General features: G+C 40.1%; 18 protein-coding genes and 2 tRNA genes. 9 read left to right on the top strand and 11 right to left on the bottom strand.

Annotated features, from left to right (window positions below; translation table 11 throughout):
• Nucleotides 1–37: 37 nt before the first annotated feature.
• Nucleotides 38–108 (bottom strand) — tRNA-Cys (locus tag AB3G38_RS21490).
• A 49-nt stretch (nucleotides 109–157) separates the two neighbouring features.
• Nucleotides 158–907: a TrmH family RNA methyltransferase gene (locus AB3G38_RS21495; RefSeq protein ID WP_367865758.1), complete on the bottom strand. Its 750-nt coding sequence runs from the start codon at nucleotides 905–907 to the stop codon at nucleotides 158–160.
• On the opposite strand from AB3G38_RS21495, the gene AB3G38_RS21500 reads away from it, so the two are divergent.
• On the top strand, nucleotides 898–3,273 hold the full coding sequence (locus AB3G38_RS21500) for a BamA/TamA family outer membrane protein (protein WP_367865759.1): 2,376 nt from the start codon (nucleotides 898–900) through the stop codon (nucleotides 3,271–3,273). The two genes, AB3G38_RS21495 and AB3G38_RS21500, sit on opposite strands and share 10 nt — an antisense overlap.
• 64 nt (nucleotides 3,274–3,337) lie before the next feature.
• Here AB3G38_RS21500 and AB3G38_RS21505 read toward each other — a convergent pair whose 3' ends face one another.
• Genes AB3G38_RS21505 through AB3G38_RS21515 form a run of 3 tightly spaced genes read right to left on the bottom strand, consistent with a single transcriptional unit; the run spans nucleotide 3,338 to nucleotide 6,751 of the window.
• Nucleotides 3,338–3,868, bottom strand: a complete 531-nt coding sequence (locus AB3G38_RS21505) for a hypothetical protein (protein ID WP_367865760.1) — start codon at nucleotides 3,866–3,868, stop codon at nucleotides 3,338–3,340.
• Nucleotides 3,869–3,911: 43 nt separating this feature from the next.
• A complete protein-coding gene (locus AB3G38_RS21510) occupies nucleotides 3,912–6,230 on the bottom strand; it encodes a patatin-like phospholipase family protein (RefSeq protein ID WP_367865761.1) in 2,319 nt (772 codons plus the stop codon).
• Between the two features lie 32 nt (nucleotides 6,231–6,262).
• Nucleotides 6,263–6,751 carry a TspO/MBR family protein gene (locus AB3G38_RS21515; RefSeq protein WP_367865762.1) on the bottom strand — a complete coding sequence of 163 codons (489 nt, stop codon included), beginning with the start codon at nucleotides 6,749–6,751 and terminating at the stop codon, nucleotides 6,263–6,265.
• Nucleotides 6,752–6,843: 92 nt separating this feature from the next.
• Here AB3G38_RS21515 and AB3G38_RS21520 point away from each other — a divergent pair, with 92 nt between their 5' ends.
• The gene (locus tag AB3G38_RS21520) at nucleotides 6,844–7,398 is read left to right on the top strand and encodes an acyl-CoA thioesterase (RefSeq protein WP_367865763.1); all 555 of its coding nucleotides are present in this window, start codon (nucleotides 6,844–6,846) and stop codon (nucleotides 7,396–7,398) included.
• Between the two features lie 9 nt (nucleotides 7,399–7,407).
• Here the strand turns inward: AB3G38_RS21520 and AB3G38_RS21525 are convergent, their stop codons facing one another.
• Complete coding sequence (locus AB3G38_RS21525) at nucleotides 7,408–8,178, bottom strand: DeoR/GlpR family DNA-binding transcription regulator (protein WP_367865764.1); 771 nt, start codon at nucleotides 8,176–8,178, stop codon at nucleotides 7,408–7,410.
• A gap of 285 nt (nucleotides 8,179–8,463) precedes the next feature.
• On the opposite strand from AB3G38_RS21525, the gene AB3G38_RS21530 reads away from it, so the two are divergent.
• From AB3G38_RS21530 to AB3G38_RS21545, 4 genes are read left to right on the top strand one after another with little or no spacing between them, the layout of a single operon-like run.
• Nucleotides 8,464–10,050 (top strand): glycerol-3-phosphate dehydrogenase/oxidase, encoded by a 1,587-nt coding sequence (locus AB3G38_RS21530; protein ID WP_367865765.1) that lies wholly within the window; start codon nucleotides 8,464–8,466, stop codon nucleotides 10,048–10,050.
• Between the two features lie 43 nt (nucleotides 10,051–10,093).
• Entirely contained in the window at nucleotides 10,094–11,608 is a 1,515-nt protein-coding gene (gene glpK, locus AB3G38_RS21535; protein ID WP_367865766.1) for a glycerol kinase GlpK, read from the top strand.
• 24 nt (nucleotides 11,609–11,632) lie between these two features.
• Complete coding sequence (locus AB3G38_RS21540; RefSeq protein WP_367865767.1) at nucleotides 11,633–12,361, top strand: MIP/aquaporin family protein; 729 nt, start codon at nucleotides 11,633–11,635, stop codon at nucleotides 12,359–12,361.
• 39 nt (nucleotides 12,362–12,400) lie between these two features.
• On the top strand, nucleotides 12,401–13,177 hold the full coding sequence (locus AB3G38_RS21545) for a hypothetical protein (RefSeq protein WP_367865768.1): 777 nt from the start codon (nucleotides 12,401–12,403) through the stop codon (nucleotides 13,175–13,177).
• A gap of 371 nt (nucleotides 13,178–13,548) precedes the next feature.
• Here AB3G38_RS21545 and AB3G38_RS21550 read toward each other — a convergent pair.
• Nucleotides 13,549–13,620 (bottom strand) — tRNA-Arg (locus AB3G38_RS21550).
• Nucleotides 13,621–13,819: 199 nt separating this feature from the next.
• Between AB3G38_RS21550 and AB3G38_RS21555 the strand changes: the two genes are divergently transcribed.
• The 3 genes from AB3G38_RS21555 to AB3G38_RS21565 are packed head-to-tail and all read left to right on the top strand — an operon-like array spanning nucleotide 13,820 to nucleotide 18,331.
• The gene (locus AB3G38_RS21555; RefSeq protein ID WP_367865769.1) at nucleotides 13,820–14,710 is read left to right on the top strand and encodes a UbiA family prenyltransferase; all 891 of its coding nucleotides are present in this window, start codon (nucleotides 13,820–13,822) and stop codon (nucleotides 14,708–14,710) included.
• Nucleotides 14,707–17,259, top strand: a complete 2,553-nt coding sequence (locus tag AB3G38_RS21560) for a PEP/pyruvate-binding domain-containing protein (RefSeq protein ID WP_367865770.1) — start codon at nucleotides 14,707–14,709, stop codon at nucleotides 17,257–17,259. The genes AB3G38_RS21555 and AB3G38_RS21560 overlap by 4 nt, the downstream gene beginning before the upstream one ends.
• Before the next feature lies 1 nt (nucleotide 17,260).
• Entirely contained in the window at nucleotides 17,261–18,331 is a 1,071-nt protein-coding gene (locus AB3G38_RS21565) for a hypothetical protein (protein WP_367865771.1), read from the top strand.
• On the opposite strand, the gene AB3G38_RS21570 is transcribed toward AB3G38_RS21565, so the two are convergent.
• Genes AB3G38_RS21570 through AB3G38_RS21585 form a run of 4 tightly spaced genes read right to left on the bottom strand, consistent with a single transcriptional unit; the run spans nucleotide 18,324 to nucleotide 23,194 of the window.
• A complete protein-coding gene (locus AB3G38_RS21570; protein ID WP_367865772.1) occupies nucleotides 18,324–19,484 on the bottom strand; it encodes an aminoglycoside phosphotransferase family protein in 1,161 nt (386 codons plus the stop codon). The two genes, AB3G38_RS21565 and AB3G38_RS21570, sit on opposite strands and share 8 nt — an antisense overlap.
• A 5-nt stretch (nucleotides 19,485–19,489) precedes the next feature.
• Complete coding sequence (locus AB3G38_RS21575) at nucleotides 19,490–20,599, bottom strand: DUF3419 family protein (RefSeq protein ID WP_367865773.1); 1,110 nt, start codon at nucleotides 20,597–20,599, stop codon at nucleotides 19,490–19,492.
• The gene (locus AB3G38_RS21580) at nucleotides 20,580–22,013 is read right to left on the bottom strand and encodes an AMP-binding protein (RefSeq protein WP_367865774.1); all 1,434 of its coding nucleotides are present in this window, start codon (nucleotides 22,011–22,013) and stop codon (nucleotides 20,580–20,582) included. Before AB3G38_RS21580 ends, AB3G38_RS21575 begins: the two co-directional genes overlap by 20 nt.
• Nucleotides 22,010–23,194 (bottom strand): SDR family oxidoreductase, encoded by a 1,185-nt coding sequence (locus tag AB3G38_RS21585; protein ID WP_367865775.1) that lies wholly within the window; start codon nucleotides 23,192–23,194, stop codon nucleotides 22,010–22,012. Before AB3G38_RS21585 ends, AB3G38_RS21580 begins: the two co-directional genes overlap by 4 nt.
• Between the last annotated feature and the right edge of the window lie 443 nt (nucleotides 23,195–23,637).

Here is a 23,637-nt window from a genome sequence, read left to right on the forward strand (position 1 = left end):
GTCTTAACCTTTAGTTTTTTTATTTAATATAAATCTGAGGTCGAGAGCGGATTCGAACCGCTGTACGAGGTTTTGCAGACCTCTGCCTAGCCACTCGGCCACTCGACCTGTTTTGAATTCAGGTTGCAAAAATAGCAATTAATACTTAACCTGCAATTTATTTCTGAAAATTTCTGCTAATATCTGCACAAAAAATTGCTGCCGACACCGCAACGTTCAATGACTCAGCCTCTCCGACTCTTGGAATCGTTACCGGATTATTAATTAGAATATTCACTTCATCACTCACACCCTGCCCTTCATTGCCTAAAATGACAAGGCCTTCAGTTCCCCATTTTGTTTCATAAAGACTATTCCCATTCAGCATTGCACCAAAAACAGGAAGCTTAATATCTTTCAGCCAGACCGGCAATTCCTGATAACTCACATTCACCCTGCACAAAGAACCCATAGTTGCCTGTACAGTTTTCGGATTATAAACTTCTACCGTGTTTAAAGAACAGATTACATTTTTAAATCCAAACCAGTCCGCGGTTCTGATAATTGTCCCCAGGTTCCCCGGATCTTGTATACCATCCAGGACAAGAGAGAAACGGCCATGCAGTGTACTTTTATCAAAGTCAGCAGTTTCAGGAATATGAACCAGTGCCAGAATGCCTTGTGGGGCCTGTAAAGTACTTATCTTCTCTAATTCGGCATTGTTTACTTCAAATAACTTTATATTTGAAGGTAATTTAGGTAGTAAAGACTGATATTGGGCCAGAAAATAGATGCTATGAATCTGGTAAGCTGAAGGAATGAATTCTACTATTGATTTTATTCCTTCAATAATAAATAGCCCATGCGCTTTGCGGTACTTTTTTTGATGTAACGATTTTATAAAACTTATCTGAGACTTTGAAAGCATATTCAATTTGTAAAAAGAAATTCCAGTTTCCCGCAATATTACTATTTATTATTCTTTTTGCTGCTGCCTGTTCCTCTACAAAATTTATTGAGAGCAATCAATCGATAGTAAAAGTAGTTCAAATAGATAGTATTCCTTCCAGGTATAAAGAAGAGGCGATGAATTATATTCAGAAAGATATTCGTCCTGCATCCCGCCTTGGAATTAATGTTGGGCTGTACAATATGTTTTATACCTTATTCAAGACAAAAGCGGTAGGTAAAAAAGCACCTGTACTGGATAGTACACTGGTGGAAATTTCCAGAGGTCAGGTTGAAAAGTATCTGATGAGCAAGGGCTATTTTATGGCAAAAGTCAGAACAGAAATCAAAGTGAAAAATCAGCGTGCACAAGTCGATTTTATCGCCACTCCGGGGCCTGCTTTTTTTATAGGAAAAGTAACGACTACTATTCCTGATCCGGCTGTCAGAAAGTTGTATAAAGAGGATAAATCGTTTAATAGTCATTTGCATGAAGGCGTTCAATATGATGATGACTCTCTTTCGGTTGAACGGGAGCAGATTTATACCATGATGAAAGAGCATGGTTATTATGACTTCTCCAGGCCTTATGTAAGATTTGAGGTAGATTCTACCCTAAACAAGAGCCGGGCGAATGTGGCGCTGTTTATCGATACTCCTGCAAATAAGGGAAGTCACACGCAATATATGATTGGAGAAACCAATATATTGGTTGCGCCCTCAACAGATGGTTTTACCGATTCAATCACCTTAAACCCACGTATTTTCAGGGGTATTCGTTATACTGATTTATCGAAACGTTTCAGAAGAAACCCAATTGTCAGATATGATTTCTTAAAACAAGGGGAGGTTTATGATGTCAATAAAGAGACTTTAACCTATGACCGTTTATATGAGCTGAACGTTTTTAAAAACGTGAAGATCGAATATGTAAAATCCAAAGACAGTGCAAATATTCTGAATCCGCTGATTCAGTTAACGCCACAGAAGCGGATGAGTAACCGCGTAGAGGGGGAAGTTCCTTTTAATGCCGGTACAGTAGGGTTTACCCTGAGCAATACTTATACGAATAATAATATTTTCAGAGGAGCAGAACGTTTTGAATTCCAGGTAAAAGGTGGGCTTCAGTCCAGAATCGGACAAGGAGGATCATTGTTCAGTGATATTTATCAGCGGGATTTCTCTGTGAGCGCTAACCTGGCAATACCAAGGTTGATGGTTCCATTCAGTATTCCTTTAATGGGTAGAAATGGGATGCCAACCACCACGTTTTCCAGTAGTTATATCTATTCGCTGCAAAAAGATTTCTTTGTACGCCGGGCATTGCTGAATTCCATTACTTATGAATGGGTAGAGACGAAATCGAAACTGCATTCCTTTACCCCGCTCAATTTTGAATACAGGTTTGGAGGATTATTGATTGATACGACTACTTTAGAAGGAAGAACTACTTTTCTGAATAATATTTATAATATCAACCTGCTGACCAGAAAAGATCTGACGATAGGGATGAAATATGCCTATTCCCTGAATGCAAATAAACTGCTTCTCAATAAAAGCTTTATTTATTTCCGCGGAAATATTGATATCGCTGGTAATATGCTGGATGGGATCTCCAGGATTATTGATACGAAGCATGATCCTTCTAAAGGTGATTATGCGAAGATTCTGGGTTTACCTTTTAACCAGTATGTGCGTCCCGAAGTCGATATACGCTGGTATAAAAGTTTAGGTTTGGACAGACAATTTATAGCACGTATCAACGGAGGTGTAGGGGTTGCTTATGGTAACTCAGTAGCCGTTCCTTTTGAAAAATTATTCTTTGCTGGTGGTGCCAGCGGAGTCAGAGCGTGGCAGGCCAGAACGCTGGGTCCGGGTAATTATAACCGCGGAATCAGTTTGCCTACGGAACAGCAGCGGAGAATATCCTATGGTATAGATCAGTTGGGACAAATGCATATTGAAGCTAACCTGGAGTACCGTTATAAATTAATTAATAACTTTTTTGGTGCGAAGCTTAAAGGTGCCGTATTCCTGGATGCTGGTAACATATGGAATATATCTCCGGGCAATCCAAATCCTGAGACCTATTTTAATTTTAAAAACCTGGGCAATCAGATTGGTGTAGGTACCGGTGTGGGATTCAGATATGATTTACAATATTTTGTATTCAGATTTGATGTTGGTCTGAAGTTGAGAGATCCCCAGTTTGAACCTAAAAATCAGTGGGTGATTGAGAAATTGTTTAGCGGAAGGAAAGAGTTTCAGGATGCTTATAAGCTGGCTAACAGCCCGGATACTTACCGGTTTTTCCAATACAACTTTGGTATAGGATTGCCATTCTAAAAAATGCATAAAAAAACAGGGTATATCAATTGATATACCCTGTTTTTTTATGCATCAGATAACCTTAAAATGCCCTTTTCAAAGTGTCAAATATGGTTTCAAAGAAAGTAGAAAGGTTCAGGCCATTGCTGTGGTTAAAGTAGATAAAGATCAATAAGATAACCACTGCATAAATAATCAGTTTACGGAAGGCAAAAGCAATGAAAACCAGCAATACAGGGAAAAGAATCATCCAGATGCTATTGATCGTGAACGGGTTCAGGTTTCCTTCTTTTTTATAGACATAAAGCAATTTACTGTGTGTGCCTTTATCATTCTGATGTTTTACATAAACAAAAGCTGATTTATCAATTTGCAAAGGCAGAATAGCTACGCCATCATTGAATTTTAAAGTTTGTGTAAAACCACTTACCGTAAAGGTATAAAGGCCATTAATTTTTTCCAGCGGACGATCAAGCGAATCGGCAGCAATAATGGCGAGTTTGCTGTTTTTGAGTAAGCTTTCTTTAACGATGAAATTGTCGATGTCTGACTTTTGAGCATAGCCAGCGCTGGAAATCAGCAGGAATAATAAACAGTAATATATTGTTTTCATTTTTCTTGATATAGTTTTATTCAGGAGCAGGCACCTTATGATTTTACTCAATGGAGCGCTTATTATATATGAGATACCCCAAATGTAGTAAAACGCCGTTTCTTTTTATCGGATCATCATATAAATTATAACTCAGGCTGACCGGGCCGACCGGTGTGTGGTAAACCAGGCCTGCTGTTCCCGCATAATGAATATGGTTAAATGTCGGACTGTTTTTTACATCCTGAAATCCATTCTGAGTAATTTCCTGGTAAGGCAGAAATAGAAATGCTTCTACTCTGAGGTCTAAGTTCTTGCGGATCTTGTAAATGTTTTTTAAGCCTCCTGCCAGATAAGTACTCGCCCTGAATTTTTCCAGGAATAAAGATCTGCTGTCCTGTAACGGATAAAATGCTGGAGCAGCCAGCAACGTGGAATAGTAGTTTGAAAACAGCGGCTGATTCGATATTACTCCCTCTAACAGGTATCCAAGGGTGTACCTGCCTTTGTGAAAGAAATAATTTTCATCACTTAATTTAGCATTAAACCAGGCTCTGTGTTTTTCGTTTTGCTCGATATCTGCTAAAATCCCGCTATTTCTGGAAATATTACCGGGGGTATAAGTTTCCACACCATTGAAATAATTAACACTGAGCAGGAAATTCCTGCCACGTGTAGCATATTGTTTCCGGTTAAAAGTATGCTGTTCGAAAGCTACCGTAGTTCTGGATCCGTTAAAAACAGTTTTATCTAAAATGTCACCAATATTAAATGAATTGGTAGGACTATAATGATCATTGTTATTGATAAATGAAGTGCTGAGCGTGATCCTGGTATTGCGGTTCAATGGGATTCCTGCTTTAAGTTCAATCTTTCTGTCCGACTGCTCAATGTAAGTTGGATGTGGATTCTCAATGAAAATCTGGCTGGTATTATAGAAATTAAAGTGGTTATAAGTCATTTCCCCACTTAAAAAGAAAGGTAATTTTGAAGGATAATCAATGCGGCCATTGAGTTGAACAGACTCATAAAAACGACCCGAATAAAAATTTGTACCGAAAGTATAAGCTTTGCGGTCGAGATAGTTATACTGCAAACCCAGAAATACATTACTGATTGGCCGGCTGGAAATATTACCACCAAAATCAAGCTTAAAACTTCTTTTGGGTTTAGCGATAATTCCGAAAATATAATTATCAGATTCAGGATTGTAGGTTATTTTCGGGTAAATGGTTTCAAAAGTCTCATCGGCCACCAGTTTATAATAACCCTGTTTGATGTCTGCCAGATTAAAGGTTGGTTTATCGCTTTTAAACAAGCGTTCGATATAACGTTTCTGCTGGCTGTTTACACCCGTTACTTCCACATCACTAAATACCAGCTGCGGTTTTTTGTTGTTAAAAATGCTTCTTTTGAGCGCGAGTTCTTCTTTGCTGACCCTGCGTTGTACCGATTTCAGAATTCTGGGCATATCAGCCATCGTTGCATCATATCCCTGTTTAATCAATTCGGCAACAGGATTGAAATTACTGGAGTTGAAGTCCCGGAGATCGGGCTGGATATAGATTCCATTTTTACCAACTAAGGTAGAGTCTGATTTAGACAAAAACATGAATAACATCAACCTGTTGATCAGACGCTCATCTCCGGTTTTTGGATACTCCTTGAAGTTTTTGGAAGAGACATTTGCTCCGATAATATAGTCGGGCTTGAACTCTTTTTGCATGACATCAGCAGGGAAGTTGTTATATAAGCCGCCGTCAAATACATATTTATTATCCAGTTTAATCGGTCTGTAGATCATGGGGACGGTCATCGTTGCTCTTACAGCCTCGGCCAGACTACCACTTTTTACCGAGATACTGGTTTGTGAAAAGATATCAGATACCATACAGCGGTAAGGCACAAAGAGGTTGTTGAAGTTATCTTTGGCTATTGCCGATGCTTGTGATAACAATTCAATTAACGCGAAGTTTAAAGGGATGTCATTCACCAGGTTAGACCGGAAGTTTACCCTTAAAGCCGTGTCAACAGAAAGTTTAGCAGTAATCAAAGAAGCATTGCTGCTGCTTTTCTGAAAGAAGAAACTATAATCACTTTTAAACCTGCCGCTTACCCAGTCCTGAAAATCAGTGGTGAGTGCTATCTTTTCAATTTGTTCGGGAGAATAACCAGCTGCATAAAGCGCGCCTACAATCCCGCCCATAGAAGTTCCGGTGATATAGTCAATCGGAATGTGATTTTCTTCGAGTGCTTTCAGCGTTCCGATATGTGCCAGGCCTTTAGCCCCGCCTCCGCTGAGGACTAGTCCAACCTTTTGCGCATTGGCCTGAAATGTGCAAAAACAGAGTAAACCAAGAAAGATTTTCTTTAAGCAGATCACTTTCCTAAATTACAGGTTTTCTTTTAGAAGCGCTAGTTTAACACGTAAATATTATAAGTCAGGAGGGTTGCAAAACTCACCCACAAAAAATAAGGGATATAAAGTAAGCCTGCGGTTTTGTCGATTTTGTAGAAAACCAGGCCATTCACCAGGATCGCGGCAAGCAAGAAGAACAGCTCAATCAGCGCAGCACCAATTAGCTGATGGTAAAAGAATAAATATGACCAGCATAAATTCAGTATCAGCTGGATAAAGTAAAATGCGATCGTTCTTGGCAGATGGATGATTTGTGCTCTTTTATTCCAGACCAGGTAAGCAGAAACTCCGATCAGGATAAATAATAACGACCATACCGGGCCAAATAACCAATCAGGAGGGTTGAACGCTGGTTTTTCCAGGAAAGGATACCATGTTTTGATTGTCTTTTGCGTAATGTACCCGCCTATGGCACCAAAAGCTAGAGGAATCAGTATATTAACCAGGAACGGAACGAATTTAAAGCGATTTTCGGTGCTTGTCATGTACAAGTATTTATTTTCCTTCTGCTCAATAATCATGCCCGTCAGGTTTGTCTGTTTTATAAAAAAAGCTAAATTGCAATCAAAAAAACAGCATGACAGCATATAAGCCCGTTGCAAGCTCCCAGGTTACTTTAACAGAGCTGATGATTCCTTCTTACTCAAATTTCGGAGGTAAAATACACGGAGGGATTATCCTTGGCTTAATGGATAAAGTGGCCTACGTTTGTGCTGCAAAACATGCCGATGGATACTGTATTACGGCTTCTATTGATGTGGTTGATTTTCTTGCTCCGGTAGAAGTAGGAGAGATTGTTTCTTTGATGGCTTCAGTAAATTATGTAGGAAGCAGTTCTATGATTATCGGTATCCGGGTCGTTTCAGAAAATCTTAAAACACATGTCATCAAGCATACCAATACCAGCTATTTTACGATGGTGGCTATCGGTGAAGATAACAAGCCAAAACAAGTTCCTGCGCTGCTGTTGAAAAACAGGGAAGATATCAGGCGTTTCTTTCAGGCGAAGAACAGGAAAGAGCTGAAGAATACTTATAAAAAAGATGAGGCCATGTTAAAACAAACCGCTTATGAACACCATAGCTTTATGGATGCTTTGAGCAGGGAACGTTGTAAAGTTGAACTGGATTAATCTGGCAATTTAGTCCCTGACAACGGTTACGCTGATCCCTTTATTCTCCATTAATTTAACCAGGGCTGGCGATATGCCGTCATCCGTAATTACATGTTGAATCTGATCCAGAGAACAGATCTTTCCTAAGCCTCTTTTGCCCATTTTCGAGCTGTCTGCCAGTACAACTGTAATCTGCGCAGCATTCATCATCTTCTGATTCAGACGTGCCTCCATCAGGCTGGTTGTAGTCAGCCCGGTTTCAATATCAATCCCGTCTACCCCTAAAAATAATATGCTGCAGGACACATCTTCTAAAATCTGTTCCGCATAAGGACCCATTACTGAGGATGAGTTTTGTCTTAACTGACCGCCGAGCTGTAAAACCTCTACATGTAAATGGTGAGATAATTCAAGAGCTACGTTGAGTGCTGAGGTCACTACAGTAAGGTGTTTCTCGGGATGTATAGCTCTGGCTAAAGCTAACATGGAAGTTCCGGAAGCAATAATGATAGAATCATTGTGACCAATCATATCGGCAGCAGCTTTAGCAATCTGCTTTTTTTTATCCGCATGGATCTGCTCTTTTTCCGCAACTGGTTTATCATTGGTATAGGGGTTTGTTTTGGAGCCTCCTCCATGCGTGCGGAAAAGTAATTTCTTATCTTCCAGGAGCTTCAGATCTTTTCTGATGGTAACATCAGAAACTCTCATTTGTGTGCTGAGTTCCTGTACGTTGACAAAACCTGTTTCCTGAAGTTTTTTTAAAATTAGCTGATGTCTTTCGGTAATACTCTTCATTCCGGTTTGGGTATTTATAGGTTGCGTTAACCAAAAATAAGCAAAAACCGGAAGTTTTTTCAGTTTATAAGCTTATATATTTCAATGTATGTTTCGTTTTGTTTCGTTTTTTAGATTGTTATTTTTTCCTTTTTGTAGGTTAACATTGTTTATATGGTGTTTTTGGTATTTTTTGAAATAAATGAAGGTTCTTGTTGATTTTAATTTGTTTTGAAATGTTTTATTTTATAGATTTGAAATAGAAAGCGAAACAAATCGTTAGTTATCATAAGGAGGCCGTTACACATGAACACAAATAGAAAAGAACTCATAGGAAATATTGCTGATCCGGAAAAGATTTGGGATGTCATTGTAGTTGGTGGTGGAGCAACAGGGTTAGGTGCTGCACTTGATGCAGCCAGCCGTGGTTATCAAACCTTATTATTAGAACAAGCTGACTTTGCTAAAGGAACATCCAGCCGGAGTACCAAACTAGTTCATGGAGGCGTGCGTTATTTAGCGCAGGGCGATATCGGACTGGTTAGAGAAGCCTTATACGAGCGTGGTTTGCTGTTGAAAAATGCGGCCCACTTAGTGAAAAATGAATCTTTCATTATTCCTAATTATGAATGGTGGGGCGGTGCTTTTTATACGATAGGATTGACATTATATGATTTGCTTGCTGGTAAACTTGGCTTCGGCCGTGCCAGACATATCTCTAAAAAAGAGGTCATCAGCAAACTTTCTACTATACAACCCGAACATTTATATGGAGGAGTAGTTTACCATGACGGGCAGTTTGATGATTCCCGCCTGGCCGTTAACCTTGCACAGACCAGTCTGGAACAAGGGGCTACGGTTTTAAATTATATCCGGGTAACAAGTTTAATTAAAGACACGCAGGATAAAGTAGCTGGCGTTGCAGCCACTGATGTAGAATCGGGTATTACTTATCAGCTGAAAGGTAAAACGGTCATTAATGCAACCGGCGTATTTGTAGATGACCTTTTACAAATGGATAAACCAGGTAAAAAACCACTGGTCAGATCAAGCCAGGGTGTCCATTTGGTAATTGAGCGTTCATTTATGCCCGGTGAAGATGCCATCATGATTCCTAAAACGGATGATGGCAGGGTTTTATTTGTTGTGCCATGGCATGATAAACTTGTCGTTGGAACTACCGATACTCCATTAGATCAGCATAGCCTGGAACCAGTAGCGTTAGCAGAAGAAATTGAATTCATTATGCGTACAGCAGCAAAATACCTGGTTAAAGCACCAACCCGTAAGGATGTGCTGAGCGTATTTGCAGGCCTGCGTCCTTTGGCTGCGCCTGAAGATGGTTCTTCTAAAACAAAAGAAATTTCAAGAAGTCATAAACTGATTGTCACTACATCCGGACTGATCACGATCACCGGTGGTAAATGGACAACTTACCGCAGAATGGGTGAGGATACCATTAATAAAGCGATAGAAGTTGGTAAATTACCAGCGCGTGCTACAAAAACAAAAGAACTATCTATTCACGGTAGCAAAGCAGATGTAAACCGCAACGATCACCTGTATGTTTATGGAAGTGATGAAGCAGCTGTATTAGCTTTGGGAAATGAAAATCCAGCCTGGAAAGAAAAACTGCATGCGCGTTTACCTTATCTTAAAGCCGAAGTAATCTGGGGTGTCAGATATGAAATGGCCCGTACTGTAGAGGATATTTTAGCCAGAAGAGTGAGAGCGTTATTCTTGGATGCACGTGCTGCGATTGATATGGCTCCTGCTGTAGCCAAACTGGTAGCGACAGAACTTCAATATGATGAAACCTGGGAAAACGAGCAGGTCAAAACCTTTAGAAAACTAGCTCAATCTTATTTATTAGAACCTTATACGCCTGAATAGAAAATATTCAGCGTCAATTAAACCAATATAAATCAATAAAGTTATGGAAGATTACATTTTGGCTCTGGACCAGGGCACAACGAGCTCGCGTGCGATTATTTTTGATCATAAAGGACAAATTAAATCAACGGCACAGAAGGAATTTACCCAGATTTTTCCACAATCAGGATGGGTAGAACATGACCCGAATGAAATTTGGTCTACCCAGGCCAGTGTAGCGGCAGAAGCCACAGTGAAAATGGGGATCAATGGTTCTAATATTAAAGCAATTGGGATTACTAACCAACGTGAAACGACCATTGTATGGGACCGTGAAACTGGTGAACCTGTTTACAATGCGATTGTATGGCAAGACAGACGTACTGCAGAATTCTGTGATCAGCTTAAAAAAGAGGGTAAAACTGATATGGTCCGCGCTAAAACGGGATTGGTAATTGACTCTTATTTTTCAGGTACTAAAATAAAATGGATTCTTGATCACGTAGAAGGTGCCCGGGACAGGGCAAATAAAGGAGAACTGGCATTTGGAACGGTAGATAGCTGGCTGGTCTGGAAATTTACAAGGGGTCATGTACATGTGACCGATATTACCAATGCAAGCCGTACCATGTTGTTTAACATCCGTACGCAGCAATGGGATGATGAATTGCTCGAAATGCTGGATATTCCTAAAAGCATGCTTCCTGAAGTCAAACAATCCAGTGAAATCTACGGAGAAACGACTACAACTATTTTCGCTTCAAAAATACCGATCGCCGGAATTGCAGGAGATCAGCACGCTGCGCTTTTCGGACAGATGTGTATTGAAAAAGCCATGGTTAAAAACACTTATGGAACCGGCTGTTTTATGCTGATGAACATTGGCGATGAATTCATAGAATCCAAAAATAACTTATTGACTACCGTAGCGTGGAAAATTAACGGTAAAATACAATATGCCTTTGAAGGAAGTATTTTTATCGGAGGAGCGGTTGTACAATGGCTTCGTGACGGTTTAGGTGTGATTCAAAAATCTGCTGATGTAGAAAATCTGGCTGCGAGTGTTAAAGACACACAGGGAGTTTATTTTGTACCTGCTTTTGCTGGTTTAGGCGCGCCATACTGGAAACCTGATGCAAGAGGTACAATTGTGGGATTGAGCAGAGGCAGTACCTCTGCACATATTGCACTTGCTGCATTAGAATCAATAGCATACCAGACCAGGGATGTTTTAAAAGCAATGGAAGCGGATGCAGGAATGGAGATTAAAGAACTCAGAGTAGATGGCGGGGCAACGGCGAACGATCTGCTGATGCAATTTCAATCTGACTTGCTGAACTGTAAAGTGATCCGTCCGAATGTCGTAGAAACTACAGCTTTGGGAGCTGCTTATTTAGCAGGATTAGCAGTTGGTTTCTGGGATAGCGTAGAAGAGATTCAGCAGTTATGGAAATCTGAAAAAGAGTTTGTACCTACAGGAGATCAAACGGTGATCAAAAAGGGAATTAAGGATTGGAAGAGAGCAATTCATGCCGCACAAAGCTGGAATGAAGAGTTACCTGATACAGATTCAAACTAATTATTCATCCTTAATTTTACCAGAATGACACCATTCATAGCAGAACTAATAGGTACGATGTTACTTATACTTTTAGGCGATGGCGTAGTAGCCAACGTCGTATTAAATGATACTAAAGGAAATAATAGCGGGTGGATGGTCATTACCACTGCCTGGGGACTGGCAGTTTTTGTAGGGGTAACGGTTGCAGGCCCTTACAGTGGCGCGCATTTAAATCCTGCGGTCACTATCGGTCTTGCGATAGCCGGAAAATTTGCCTGGGCAAGTGTGCTCCCTTATATAGCCGCGCAGTTGATAGGAGCGGGAATGGGTGCATTCCTGGTTTGGGTCATGTATAAAGACCATTTTAACAAGAACAATGATCCGGCAGCTATGCTGGCCTGTTTTTGTACCGGCCCGGCTATCCGTAATTATACCTCCAATATAACCAGTGAAATTATCGGTGCATTCGTATTGGTATTTACGGTTTTCTATATCACCGGAGCCGAAATTACGCCAACTAAAATACCTGTTGGTTTAGGCTCTGTCGGAGCTGTTCCTGTTGCCTTTTTGGTTTGGGTAATCGGTCTTTCACTGGGAGGAACCACCGGGTATGCCATTAATCCGGCACGTGATTTCGCCCCGCGGATTATTCATGCTTTAGTACCTATTAAAGGGAAGGGCACTAGTGACTGGACTTATGCCTGGATTCCTATTCTCGGTCCGATTGTGGGGGCAGCGATAGCAGCTTTTCTTTATTTACAGCTTCACTAATCAGCAGTTAAACAAAACAGAACTTCTTAAACAGATTTTATGAAAACGATTTATAAAGGTAGCCTTGGGGCTATACTAGGGCTATGCCTTTGCCTTTCTGCAGAGGCTCAGGATCTGACAACGCCTAAAACTGATACCGTCACAGTAAAAAAATATAAACCCTTTAACGTGAATCTGCAAGTACGTAATTTATACTTGTGGCGTGGATTTAAGGTGTCAAACAGTCCGATCACTGATGTGGATATGCATTATACGACAAAGGATGGCAGTTTCTCTGCTGGTTTTTGGGGTGGTGCAGGTTTCAATGGGGAATACAAGGAATTTGATTATTATGTGAGTTATGTTAAAAAGGGTTTTAACTTCTCGGTATGGGATATCAACAACGTTACTGATTTCCCTGACGCTAACCTGTTCGATTATAAAAGGGCTACTACGTCTCACTTTATTGACGTAACTGCCGGATATCAATTTGGAGACGCTTTCCCAATCAGTATAAATTGGAGTACAATTGTACAAGGAAGAGATACACATGTGAAGAGCAATGGGGATCTGGCTAATAATTATTCCAATTATGTGGTACTGGATTACAGAGTCTGGAAAGATGAAACGACAAATGTCCATCTTTTTGCGGGTGGTGGATTTGCATTTGGAAGAGACGAGAACTTTTATGGTTCTAAACCTAATGTTGTCAATGCCGGAGTTACCTTAAATAAAGACCTGGTAGTTTTCAGTCACCATATGCCAATTGCAGCAACAGCAATGTTTAGCCCGGAGCATAAATACGGAGCGATCCAGTTAATTGTCAATGCGTTTTAATATAAAATTTCATTTCTCCTGTAAACACAAAAAACCAGCCGGCAGGCTGGTTTTTTTGTAGTGTAAAATATATACATTACTGTTGTGTGTGTTCCATAGGTAGATGATTCACAATTCAATATTAAGCTTCTCAACTGACTTATCATTTCATTATTACGCCAACGGCCGTTTCCCCTACGTGAATCTGCTAATTAATTGATATTTATGCTGATAAATCGATAGTTTTAAGCTCAAAGTGGTAACATTCGTGGGTTTTGTTACAAGAATTATTTGGAAGATTGAAGTTTTATCGTGGTAAAGTCAGTAAAACTTCCAGATACAAAAAAGGCTGACCATGTGATTACAAGATCAGCCTTTTTATTCTTTTTATGTGTCCCTGAAGGGATTCGAACCCCCATCGTTGGTACCGGAAACCAAAATTCTATCCATTGAACTACAAGGACATTTCGGCAAATATATCAATTTGATTCATTTATTATGAATTCTCCTGAAAAATAGATGCTCAATTTGTTTAAATCGCACGAAATAAATTATTAGCGGTATCAAAAACAACATTTGAAATATCAGTTTCTACATTTTCTGACCGGCTCCCAAAATTAACTTTACATCAATAGCTTATTATTCATCTTAATAATTCAGAAATTGAAAGTAAAAAATGTACTTGCTTATTTCAGGCAAAGGTTTCCCCCGGTAAATATGGTATTGTTTGCTATTCTATTTATAAACGTATACTCCATAGCCTCCTATTTTTCTTCTCAGCCCATAAATTTCAGTGTTAAAATAGGTCTGGGTATCATCGCTTTTATTTCTTTCTTTTTCAGGCTGCGGGTATTCGATGAGGTTAAAGACTATAAGATTGATCAGCTCAATCATCCTGACAGGGTATTGCAATCCGGCCGTGTCACTTTAAACCAGTTATTTCTGCTCTCTGCCATACTCACGGTATCAGAACTGGTCTGGAGCTATTGGAGTGGCCCTTTAACCTTAATCTGCTGGTTCGTTGCTGTAGGTTATAGCTTATTCATGCGCTATGAGTTTTTCATTGGTTCTTTTTTGAGCAGGCGGCTGTTGTTATATGCCTGTACCCATATGGTAATTATGCCATTTGTGATGGTTTGGGTATGGTCTGCATTTAATCCTGATCTGCATCATCCGGCATTGTATCTATTAGCTGGTATAAGTTTGCTGTGTGGCTTTAGTTTTGAACTTGCCCGTAAAATCCATTCGCCGGCAGCAGAAAGAGAGACCGTAGATTCTTATTCCAAGTCTCTGGGTTATGTAACTTCCATAGTTTGCGTTTTGCTGGTTTTACTGATTGGCGTAGTGGTACAATGCCGTATATTATACACTATACAATCAAATTTATGGACTTACATCACCATTTGCTTACTCTATGTGGCGATAGGCTTCCTCTTCCTTAAAGTTGTTAAACGGCCGGACGAAAAGCAACTTCGTCTGGCTGAACTACTGGTCTCTTTATTTATGGTGATCAGTTATATCTCTGTAATCATTGAAATACATCTCAAATCATGATCATCTACCCTGTTAAAAATGTGCCCGGATATACGATCGGAGGTAAGGCAAAAGGATTGCTGAAATTATTGGAAGCTCAGGTTACTGTACCCGATTTTTTAGTACTCCCTGCAGAGAACTTTGATACAATTGTTAAAGCAAAGGATGCCACCACAGTATCCATATCAGATCAGCTGCTGCGTTTTAGATTCAGCAAAGCTGAGGAAGAAAAATTACGTCAGATTTTATCCGGATGGGATTTTCCGAACCGAAGCGTAATTGTCCGTTCTTCAATTGCCGATGAAGATGGAACACATGATGCGTTTGCTGGTATCATGAGCTCTTATATGAACTTAAGAAATTATGAAGATATCATTGAAGCTGTAGGAAAATGCGCCGCCAGTGCGTATTCTGCTGAAGCTGTAGCTTACAGGCAATACAAACAATTATCAACTGTAGCAAGACCAGCTGTAATCTTGCAGCAGCAGATCAATGCAGAGGTCAGTGGGGTAGTTTTTTCAACCTATCCCCAGTATCCACAGGAAATGGCTGTCCATGCGGTATGGGGGTTGGGAGAAGGCCTGGTTAACGGAGAACTCGACCCTGATGAATTTTATCTTTCCAAAAAAGACGGGACAGTAGTTCATCAAAAGATAGCACTGAAAGATAAGCACTATCAAATGTATGAAGAAAAGGGTATTCAGCTGCTGGATGTGGAAGAGGATAAGCAACAAATACACAGCCTGACCGAAGAACAACTGCGTGAAATATTTACGATTTCAACCCGTCTGGAAAAAAGAAACGGCCATCCGCAGGATATAGAATACGTGATCTCCAGGAATAAACTCTACTTCGTTCAATCCCGTCATATTACCCAGAAAATACCAGATGTGATTGTCTATGACAACTCAAATATCCAGGAAAGCTATTGTGGGGTAACTACACCTTTAACTTTCAGCTTTGCCCGGCATGCTTATGCAACGGTTTATTTCCAGACGATTATTCTGCTGGCTATTCCTGAGCAGGTCATTACCACCTATACCCCTGTTGTCAACAACCTGCTTGGACTGGTTCAGGGCAGAATTTATTACAATATCAATAACTGGTACCGTTGTTTGCAGCTATTTCCTTCTTTTAAACAAAATAAAGAGGATATGGAGCGGATGATGGGCCTGGAAGAGCCTGTTGACTTTATCACCGATACAGAGAAGTCTTTCACTGAAAAGCTCAGCATGATCTTTCCAACCTTTTTTAATTTATTAAGGTTGTTTTCTGCATTTAGAAAACTGGAGAAAAGTGTGGCTGAATTTCATAGCCATATTACCAAACATTATGAGCGGTTTTATAAATTGCAGAATGCATTTGCTGATCCTTTACAATTGCTGGAACAAAAATATCTGCTGGATAAAGAGCTGATGGGCAAGTGGACTACCCCGATTATCAATGATCTGTATGTGATGATGATGAACGGGAAAGTAAGGCGTAAATTACTTAAAGCTGGTATTCTGGATACCGATGAATTTCTAAGCAGATATTTAGCAGGCAATCAGGAAATTGAAAGTGCCCAGCCAGCCATATTGATGCAAAAAATTTCTTTGAAAGCGATAGAGCAGGAGGCACTGAAAGCGCTGATTATTCTTTTGCCGGATGATGTCCACACGCAAATTAAAGCTCAGTTTCCTGCATTTTACAAAGAGGTGGAAGGTTTTATCCATGTTTATGGTGACCGTACCGTGGGAGAGTTAAAACTGGAAACGATTACCATGCGTTTGTCACCTAAAATCTTTTACAGTTACCTGCGCAATTACCTCACTACAGCTAACTCCTTTCAGACTTCAGCTTTGTCTCATTTACATGAATCGGCAGTCAAGGATCTGGAAGAAAAACTAAAAGATCATGCTGTATTTTTTAAAAAGACAGTTTACAAAAGTCTGGGTAAATTACAAAAGTCAATTCAATATCGTGAAGCCTTGCGTTTAGAAAGGACAAGGCTGTTCGGGATGTACCGTACTTTATACCTGGCTGCAGGTGAATTACTTAAGAATAAAAAAGTATTGACAGAAGCACGTAATATCTTTTATCTGACCCAGGATGAGATTGAAATACTATTACTGGATAAACCAGGATTTGAAATTGCTGGTGTGATAGCAGAGCGGATAGCCACATTTGAACACTATAAAAAAGAAGAAGTTGCCGCTCAGGTAACGATCCCGCCTCTGCGTAGTACTAAACCAGAACTGGCAGATGAAGATCCTTCCGTTTTACAGGGTACAGGCTGCGTTCCAGGTCAGCTTACTGCAGAAATCATTGTCATAGAAGGGCCGGATAGTGATTTGAATGTGAGTGGTAAGATTGTTTGTGCTTTGCGTACAGATCCTGGCTGGGTGGCACTTTTCCCGACTTGTAAAGGCGTGCTGATTGAAAAGGGATCTGCATTATCCCACTCCGTTATTCTGCTCAGAGAATTTGGAATCCCGGCGATTATCAATATTCCGGGGCTGACCAAAAAATTAAGCAGCGGACAACAAATCAGTATGGATGGTTCAACCGGAGAAATTAAATTACTGTAAAATGGGCTTAGTCGAACGTATAGTCTACAAGGGCCCAATTCCTGATAGCTTTTTCACGATACCAGTAAAGATTTATGATCAATTAACTATCAAACTAACAGAAGACAAGGCAATGATTGCTGCCCTGTTCAAATTAGAAGCGGAAAAAAACGAGATTATTATCTATACAGACCATCAGTATATCAGGCTGGTAGGCATATTCCCGCACAACGAAGGTGCTGCTTATTTTGGGTTCTGGGAATCTGCTGATGAGCTGGCACTTCATATCGAAGCATTCGGGCTGCTGGAAAGCGATGCCAGTGCAAGGAAGCTGGCCAGTATAACCGGGCCAATTAACTTTAACACTTATAACCGGTACCGTATCCGGACAGGCAATTTACCAAGCTGGAACAGCTTTGATAGTGAGCCAGTTAACCCGGTTTATTATTCCGCTCTTTTAGCGCAGGTAAATTTTAAAGAAAAGCTGACCTTTGAGAGCCGGTATATTACTCAAAATACACTTCCGGTACTTTATGCTGATTATGCTGCCTTAATGGATGAGCAAAGCAAAATTCCTTTCGAAGTCATTGCTTTAAATGAGCAGAGCTGGATGCAATATGAAAAAGAGTTGTTTGAGCTCATTGAAATTGTCTTTAATCAAAACCCTTTTTACAGAGCGATTTCTTTTGAACAATTCCGCTTGCTGTACGGTACTAAATTCTTGCGTAAAATCTGCCCTCACAGCTCGGTGATATTGATAGATCCGCAGAGTGGCAGGCTCGCTGCAATGAGTATCAGTTATCCGGATTATCAGTCCTTACCCGCAACCGCAGACGGATATGATTTTAACAGGGACTATCCACTGCTGAAAAAGAGAAGGCTATTGGGAAAGACAGTTGGTGTGCACCCTGATTTCAGAAGACGCGGATTAATGAATTATATCTGTACACATTACATCAGGGCCGCCAACCAATATTATGAAGATGCTATTTTCTGCCTGATGCGCTCAGACAATTATTCAGTACATTTTACTGATCATACACCGTATGAATCAGTAAAATATATCCTGTATGAAAAAGAATTGATTAGTTAAGGCTATGTCCTGAGATTGCATTGAAAAAGCTATTCACTACACGGGGCAGAAACGGATAAGGGCTTACACTGTGCGCCATCATATATAAACCCATGCGGTGGATACCAAAATCTAAAGTCGCCATATACAGCTCCTGATGAAAAGAGGGAGCTGAATTATATTTTCCCGTTAGCCTGGCCAGCTCTTCCCTGTAATATTCAGTATAGGTATAACGTTGGTCATACCTGTCCTGATCCAGAATGAAACATAAGAATTCTGCCAGATCATATTGCGGGATATGAAAGGTTGCGAGTTCCCAGTCATATAAACAGAATTCTATTTCACCGTTTTGAGTTTTAAAACAACTATTTCTTGGGTTAAAATCGTTATGCACCAGTGTTTTCGGTAGTTTTTCCAGCTGTTGCCAGTAGTTCGGGATTTCCTGTATAGCGGTACGCATTGTTTTTACCCTTAAAGGATCGTAAAGTTCCGGGAACTTATCAGCAGCATTGTTTAATAAAGCATTCCATAAAGGAAGCAGCTCTGTCATTTGTTGTAAACAAGGAGCATCTTTCCATATACTCAGGTCTACATCTCCCACTTTATTCAGCATTTTGCTATGCCAGGCTGCCATTTGTTTTAATGCGGCTTTGATATGCTGATCACTCCATTTTTCAGGAGCCATCACTGTATTCAGCAGGTCAACATCATCCAGGTATTCCATTAAGATGACGTAAATATTCTCCTGTTGATTAGTATACAGACCGTAAATGACCGGAGTGAATAATGGATGCAGCTTTTTATAAATTTCCTGCTCTTTTAAGTGGGTATAATAAAAGCCTGTTAAATACTTAAACTGTTCGTAAACACTATTGAGCTCGTCTCCGCATAACTGCGAAAGCATATTCAGCATGTTTACGATTTCCTGGCCATGAGGTTTGATCTTCATCACCATTCTCTTGTTTTGTGGCAATCCGTTTATAGTGTAATTAACTTCCAGGCCAAAATGGCCAATACAGCTTTCTGTTTGGGTAGCCGTGAGGGTTACCAGTATACTCGCTGAATTATCTACGTCCAGCAAGGTAATGCCCTGAACAGCAATAGTCTGATCAGGGAACTGGTCTTGCATGATTTGCTGAACAAAGGTAGTATTAAGATAATCGGTGGTTTTCATGGTCTTTAGGTTAGATGTAATGACGGGACCGGGACAAACTGTATTTGTACTTTATTCTTGAAATAGAAACAGCTTTCCTGTGACAGACTTTGACTTTTCAATTTGATCCGGTTTACTGATGGAAGGAAGTTCTCTCCCTGGATATTCAGTAAATTCCAGAAAATCAGTTGTAAATCGCGCTCCGGATGTTTTGCCAGTGCTAAACAGACTTTCTGAAATTCTTCATGACTGATGTATTCGAAAATATTAGAGAGACTGGCTTTTGTGATTTTTAAACCAGGCACTGATAAAAGGTATTCCACTGCTTCTCCCTGGATAACCTGTAACCTGTCCATGTTTTTTCTCAGGATACTGTAGTTTTCCCGTCTGTAACATGGAGGTAATACATGGTGCGGAAGGTTCTGCAGCCCAAAAAAGATAAAACGGAAATAGAAGTTCTCTTTTAATAAGCTTGAACTGACTTGTAAAAGAAGGCGCTTATAAAAGACGATTCCACCCGATTCATCTACGTGTTTTAATAATTTAGGATCTCTGCCGCTGCTCAGGTTTTCATTACTGAAATAAGCGATAAATGTTTGCTTGAAACTGCTGTTATCCAGTTTTTCCAGGAAGAATTTGTATTGTGCATCAATCGTATCAAAAGTGATGAGCTGATGAATCAATTCTTGCTGCTCCTGGCCGAGCGACTGATGAAATGCCATCATAAATTTTTCCAGCTTTCCTGAGAGTAGCAGCCCTCCGGGATTTTCTTCCAGAAAAGTTGTCCAGAAAGCCTGATCTGCTGCCGTTAAAGTGGGTAAAATCCGTTGTTTAGCTTCGTTTACAGCTACTGCTCCGGCTAGTCCAAGTAAATCATGGTAAAGCGCGTAATCGAAGTTCAGGATAACCTGCTTTTTGAGTAGCAGCATCTTGTTCTGAACAGGATTTAAATCGGTTGCAGTGACGCTTGCCGGATGCTTAAGCAAAATATTTAAAGCATTACAACCTGCAGAAGTAATGACCAGTAAATGATCATTTGTACTGATCTTAAGCGATCTGTAAAGTGTTTGACTATCTTCCCACACCAGCGAATAACGGATGTGGTCAAGGTCCAGGTTATAAAACTCTGAGTTCATTTATTTTGTGGTATAAAATTTTAGAATGATGTCTGTTGTCAACCTGAATTTCGGTTTGAAACTGTACACTGTTAATTAACCCGGCAGGGAAGTTTTTGGCTAAAATCCGTTCAGCTTCATGGTGCTTTAGAGTACCCTGGATAAAAATATCAAAACCATCCTCAGCAGCTATTGCGGCAACCTGGGCAACCTGGTGATGCAGTATTAGTAAATGTTCAATCTGGTAATGCTGTATGCCCAGATGTGCTTTTTCATTTCCTATTCTGGCTGTGAGGTAAAGTTCTTTATCTGCTGACAAATAACCAATATCACCTGTTCTGAGCCAGCCGTCCTGATGTGAAGTGGCTACATGTGCACCCCTGACTTCTATTTCGCCCGAATTAAATGTTCCGCCAGCAGTATGTATTGTTACAGCTTCATTGATCCTGAGTTCCAGTGTTTCTACCGGCTTTCCTACACAGTAGCCATTTGTTGGGTTTTTAGCTGTTCCGTTTATTTTTCTTACTGCGATAGGCTCTGCCTCAGAGGAACCATAAATAATATGAAATGCTGATTCAGGAAAATAAAGACGGAGTTCTGGCAGAAGATCTTCAGGTACAGGAGAGCCTCCGATTCCAATTTGCCTCACTTTAGGGAAGGATTGCGGATGTGCTTTTAAATAAGCGAGGATGGTCCTGAAATAAAACACATTGCCCGTTAATGTGCCAATTTGCTGGGCAGAAAGTTGCAGAATGATGTTTTCGGCTTTCAACTGGCTCATCTGAAATCCAGGAATACCGGGAACAACCGTAGTAATTCCTGCTGCAATGTTATGCAGGATCACATTAGGGAATATAGAGAAATCACGCAGGTCTGTTTGTGGTGGAAATACTTTTTTAAGGATCTGGTGTTGCGCTGTAATTACACGGTGACTTCTGAGTACACTTTTTGGTTCTCCCGTTGTTCCTGAACTAAAAGTAACCAGTGCAGGCTGATCAGGATTTACTAAAACAGCCTCCCAGTCAGTTTCTCTGCTGGTTTCCTGCTTCAGAAACAAGCAATGAATACCCGCTGATGCTAATTCGGCTCCCAATTGCTGGTGCATTTGTTCCTCAGCAATAATCACATTGATCTTTTGCGATTTCAGCAGTTTAAACAGGGCAGGCAGGTCTGAGATGGCAGGGGGCAGCACTGGAATTGCGCCTGTACTTTGTATCGCCAGCAATGCGCTGATAGAAACCGGGCTTACAGGGATAGCCAGTAAAACGGAATCTCCGGGCACCACGTGCTGCTGTAGTAAATACCGGTAACCGGAGATATTTTGCAATAGCTCCTGGTTGGTAATTGGCAGCTCCTGCGGGTCGGCAGGGATGATTAGCTCCCGGATCCCAGGTCTGGTGAGCATGGTATGGATAACGTTGTAGAAATTAATCACAGCGAAGAAGTGCTTAGTGAAAGTTCAGGATTTTCGAAATTGTGCTGTAAAGCATACTCATACAATTCTTCAAAAGTATTTTGAATATCCGGTTCAGGAATATGTGGAATGAGTTTTCGCAGCGGAGCGGCATCAAAGTTATAGGAGGTGGTATTCAGATAACGTGATAACCATTTTCCGGCACTTTTATAATACAATTCTTCCAGCAGGTTCATGTTTTCAGGAGTTGAATCCACAAGCTTACATTCAAGGCCCAGTCTGTGGATCGAATGTTTAATCAGGTAGGCATTGCTCAGAGGTGCTGAATTAACAATGCTGAGCTGTTTAACATCATCCCGGCGAAATACGGCTAAAATCGCTTTGGCTACATAATCAACCGGAACGATATTCAAAGTGCTTTTATGATCGCCCGCGATCCGGATTTTTTTTATATCATGCTCTTTATAGCGTTGTAAGCCCTTGTTGACAATTCTGCCAAGTTCATAAAAGACATTGAACAGAGGCAGGTAGTATAAAGGGGCAGCTAACAATCTGCCGCAAATTACCGAAGGACGCAGAATCTGCCAGGCGATTTGATTCCCTTCGCAATGCTGAATAACCTGGTGCTCAGCCATTGCTTTGTAAAACTCATAATGATTCCGGTAAGCAGACAGACTGCTGAATGGTAATAATTCTCCGCTTTGTCCAAAACGACGGTAATCACTATCAATTAATCCAGTTTGTATACCACATGAAAATGCAGAACTGATAAAGATGAATTTATGCGGGATATTTTTCAGTTGTTCCATTAACTCCAGTGTGGTGGAATAGTTGAAATCGTGAACGTCCTGTAAAGCTGAATCGGCTGTGTTCAAGTTAGTGATTGCTGCAATATGGATCACATGCAGATAGTCGCCTGATTTTGACTTCAGGAACTGGCTTTTCTTCAGGTCTCTTAAATCAGAATCAATAATCTCAATAAATGATAATAACTGTTCTACAGCATAAACATCCAGATAGGCAGGTTTGAACGGATTTGATAATAAAGAACTGATCCTTTGGCTTGCACTCTCTTTGGCACCAGACCTGACAACGAGAAATAACCTGCCTTTTTTTATTCCGCTGGCATATTCGGCTAATAATTCATAAAGTACATGACGGCCAAGTATGCCGGTAAGGCCAGTAATCAGTAAATTTTCCATAGATGATATTTGTATAGATAGGTTATAATTGTTCAACCGCTATTCAGTTAACTAGCTTTTATCCAAATTTATTTATCTAATGGTGCTGTTAAATAGATGATTTGATATTTACTATGTACTTTTTGATTTTATAACCGGTATAACTCTTTCTTTAAAGAGATATTTGGTGTGATTTATATTCTTTTTCAGTTGAAATTTATAATTAAAGAGGTGTTTGTAATTTATTTTGAAATTAGTTATGTGATCTTAGCTTAAAATGGTAAGCAGTAGTGCTAAAATGATAAGCCAGACTGTAATCAGGCTTTATCCTGCTAAAAACTTATAATATCTTTATAAGAGTTAGCACATTTAATTCGATTTTGCACAAAAAATCTATTGATTAGTAAAAATGACAGCGTATTCATTTTTGTTTTATTTAATATTTTTAATAAAAATTCTAATAT

It is taken from the genome of Pedobacter sp. WC2423 (assembly GCF_040822065.1).
Taxonomy (GTDB): domain Bacteria; phylum Bacteroidota; class Bacteroidia; order Sphingobacteriales; family Sphingobacteriaceae; genus Pedobacter.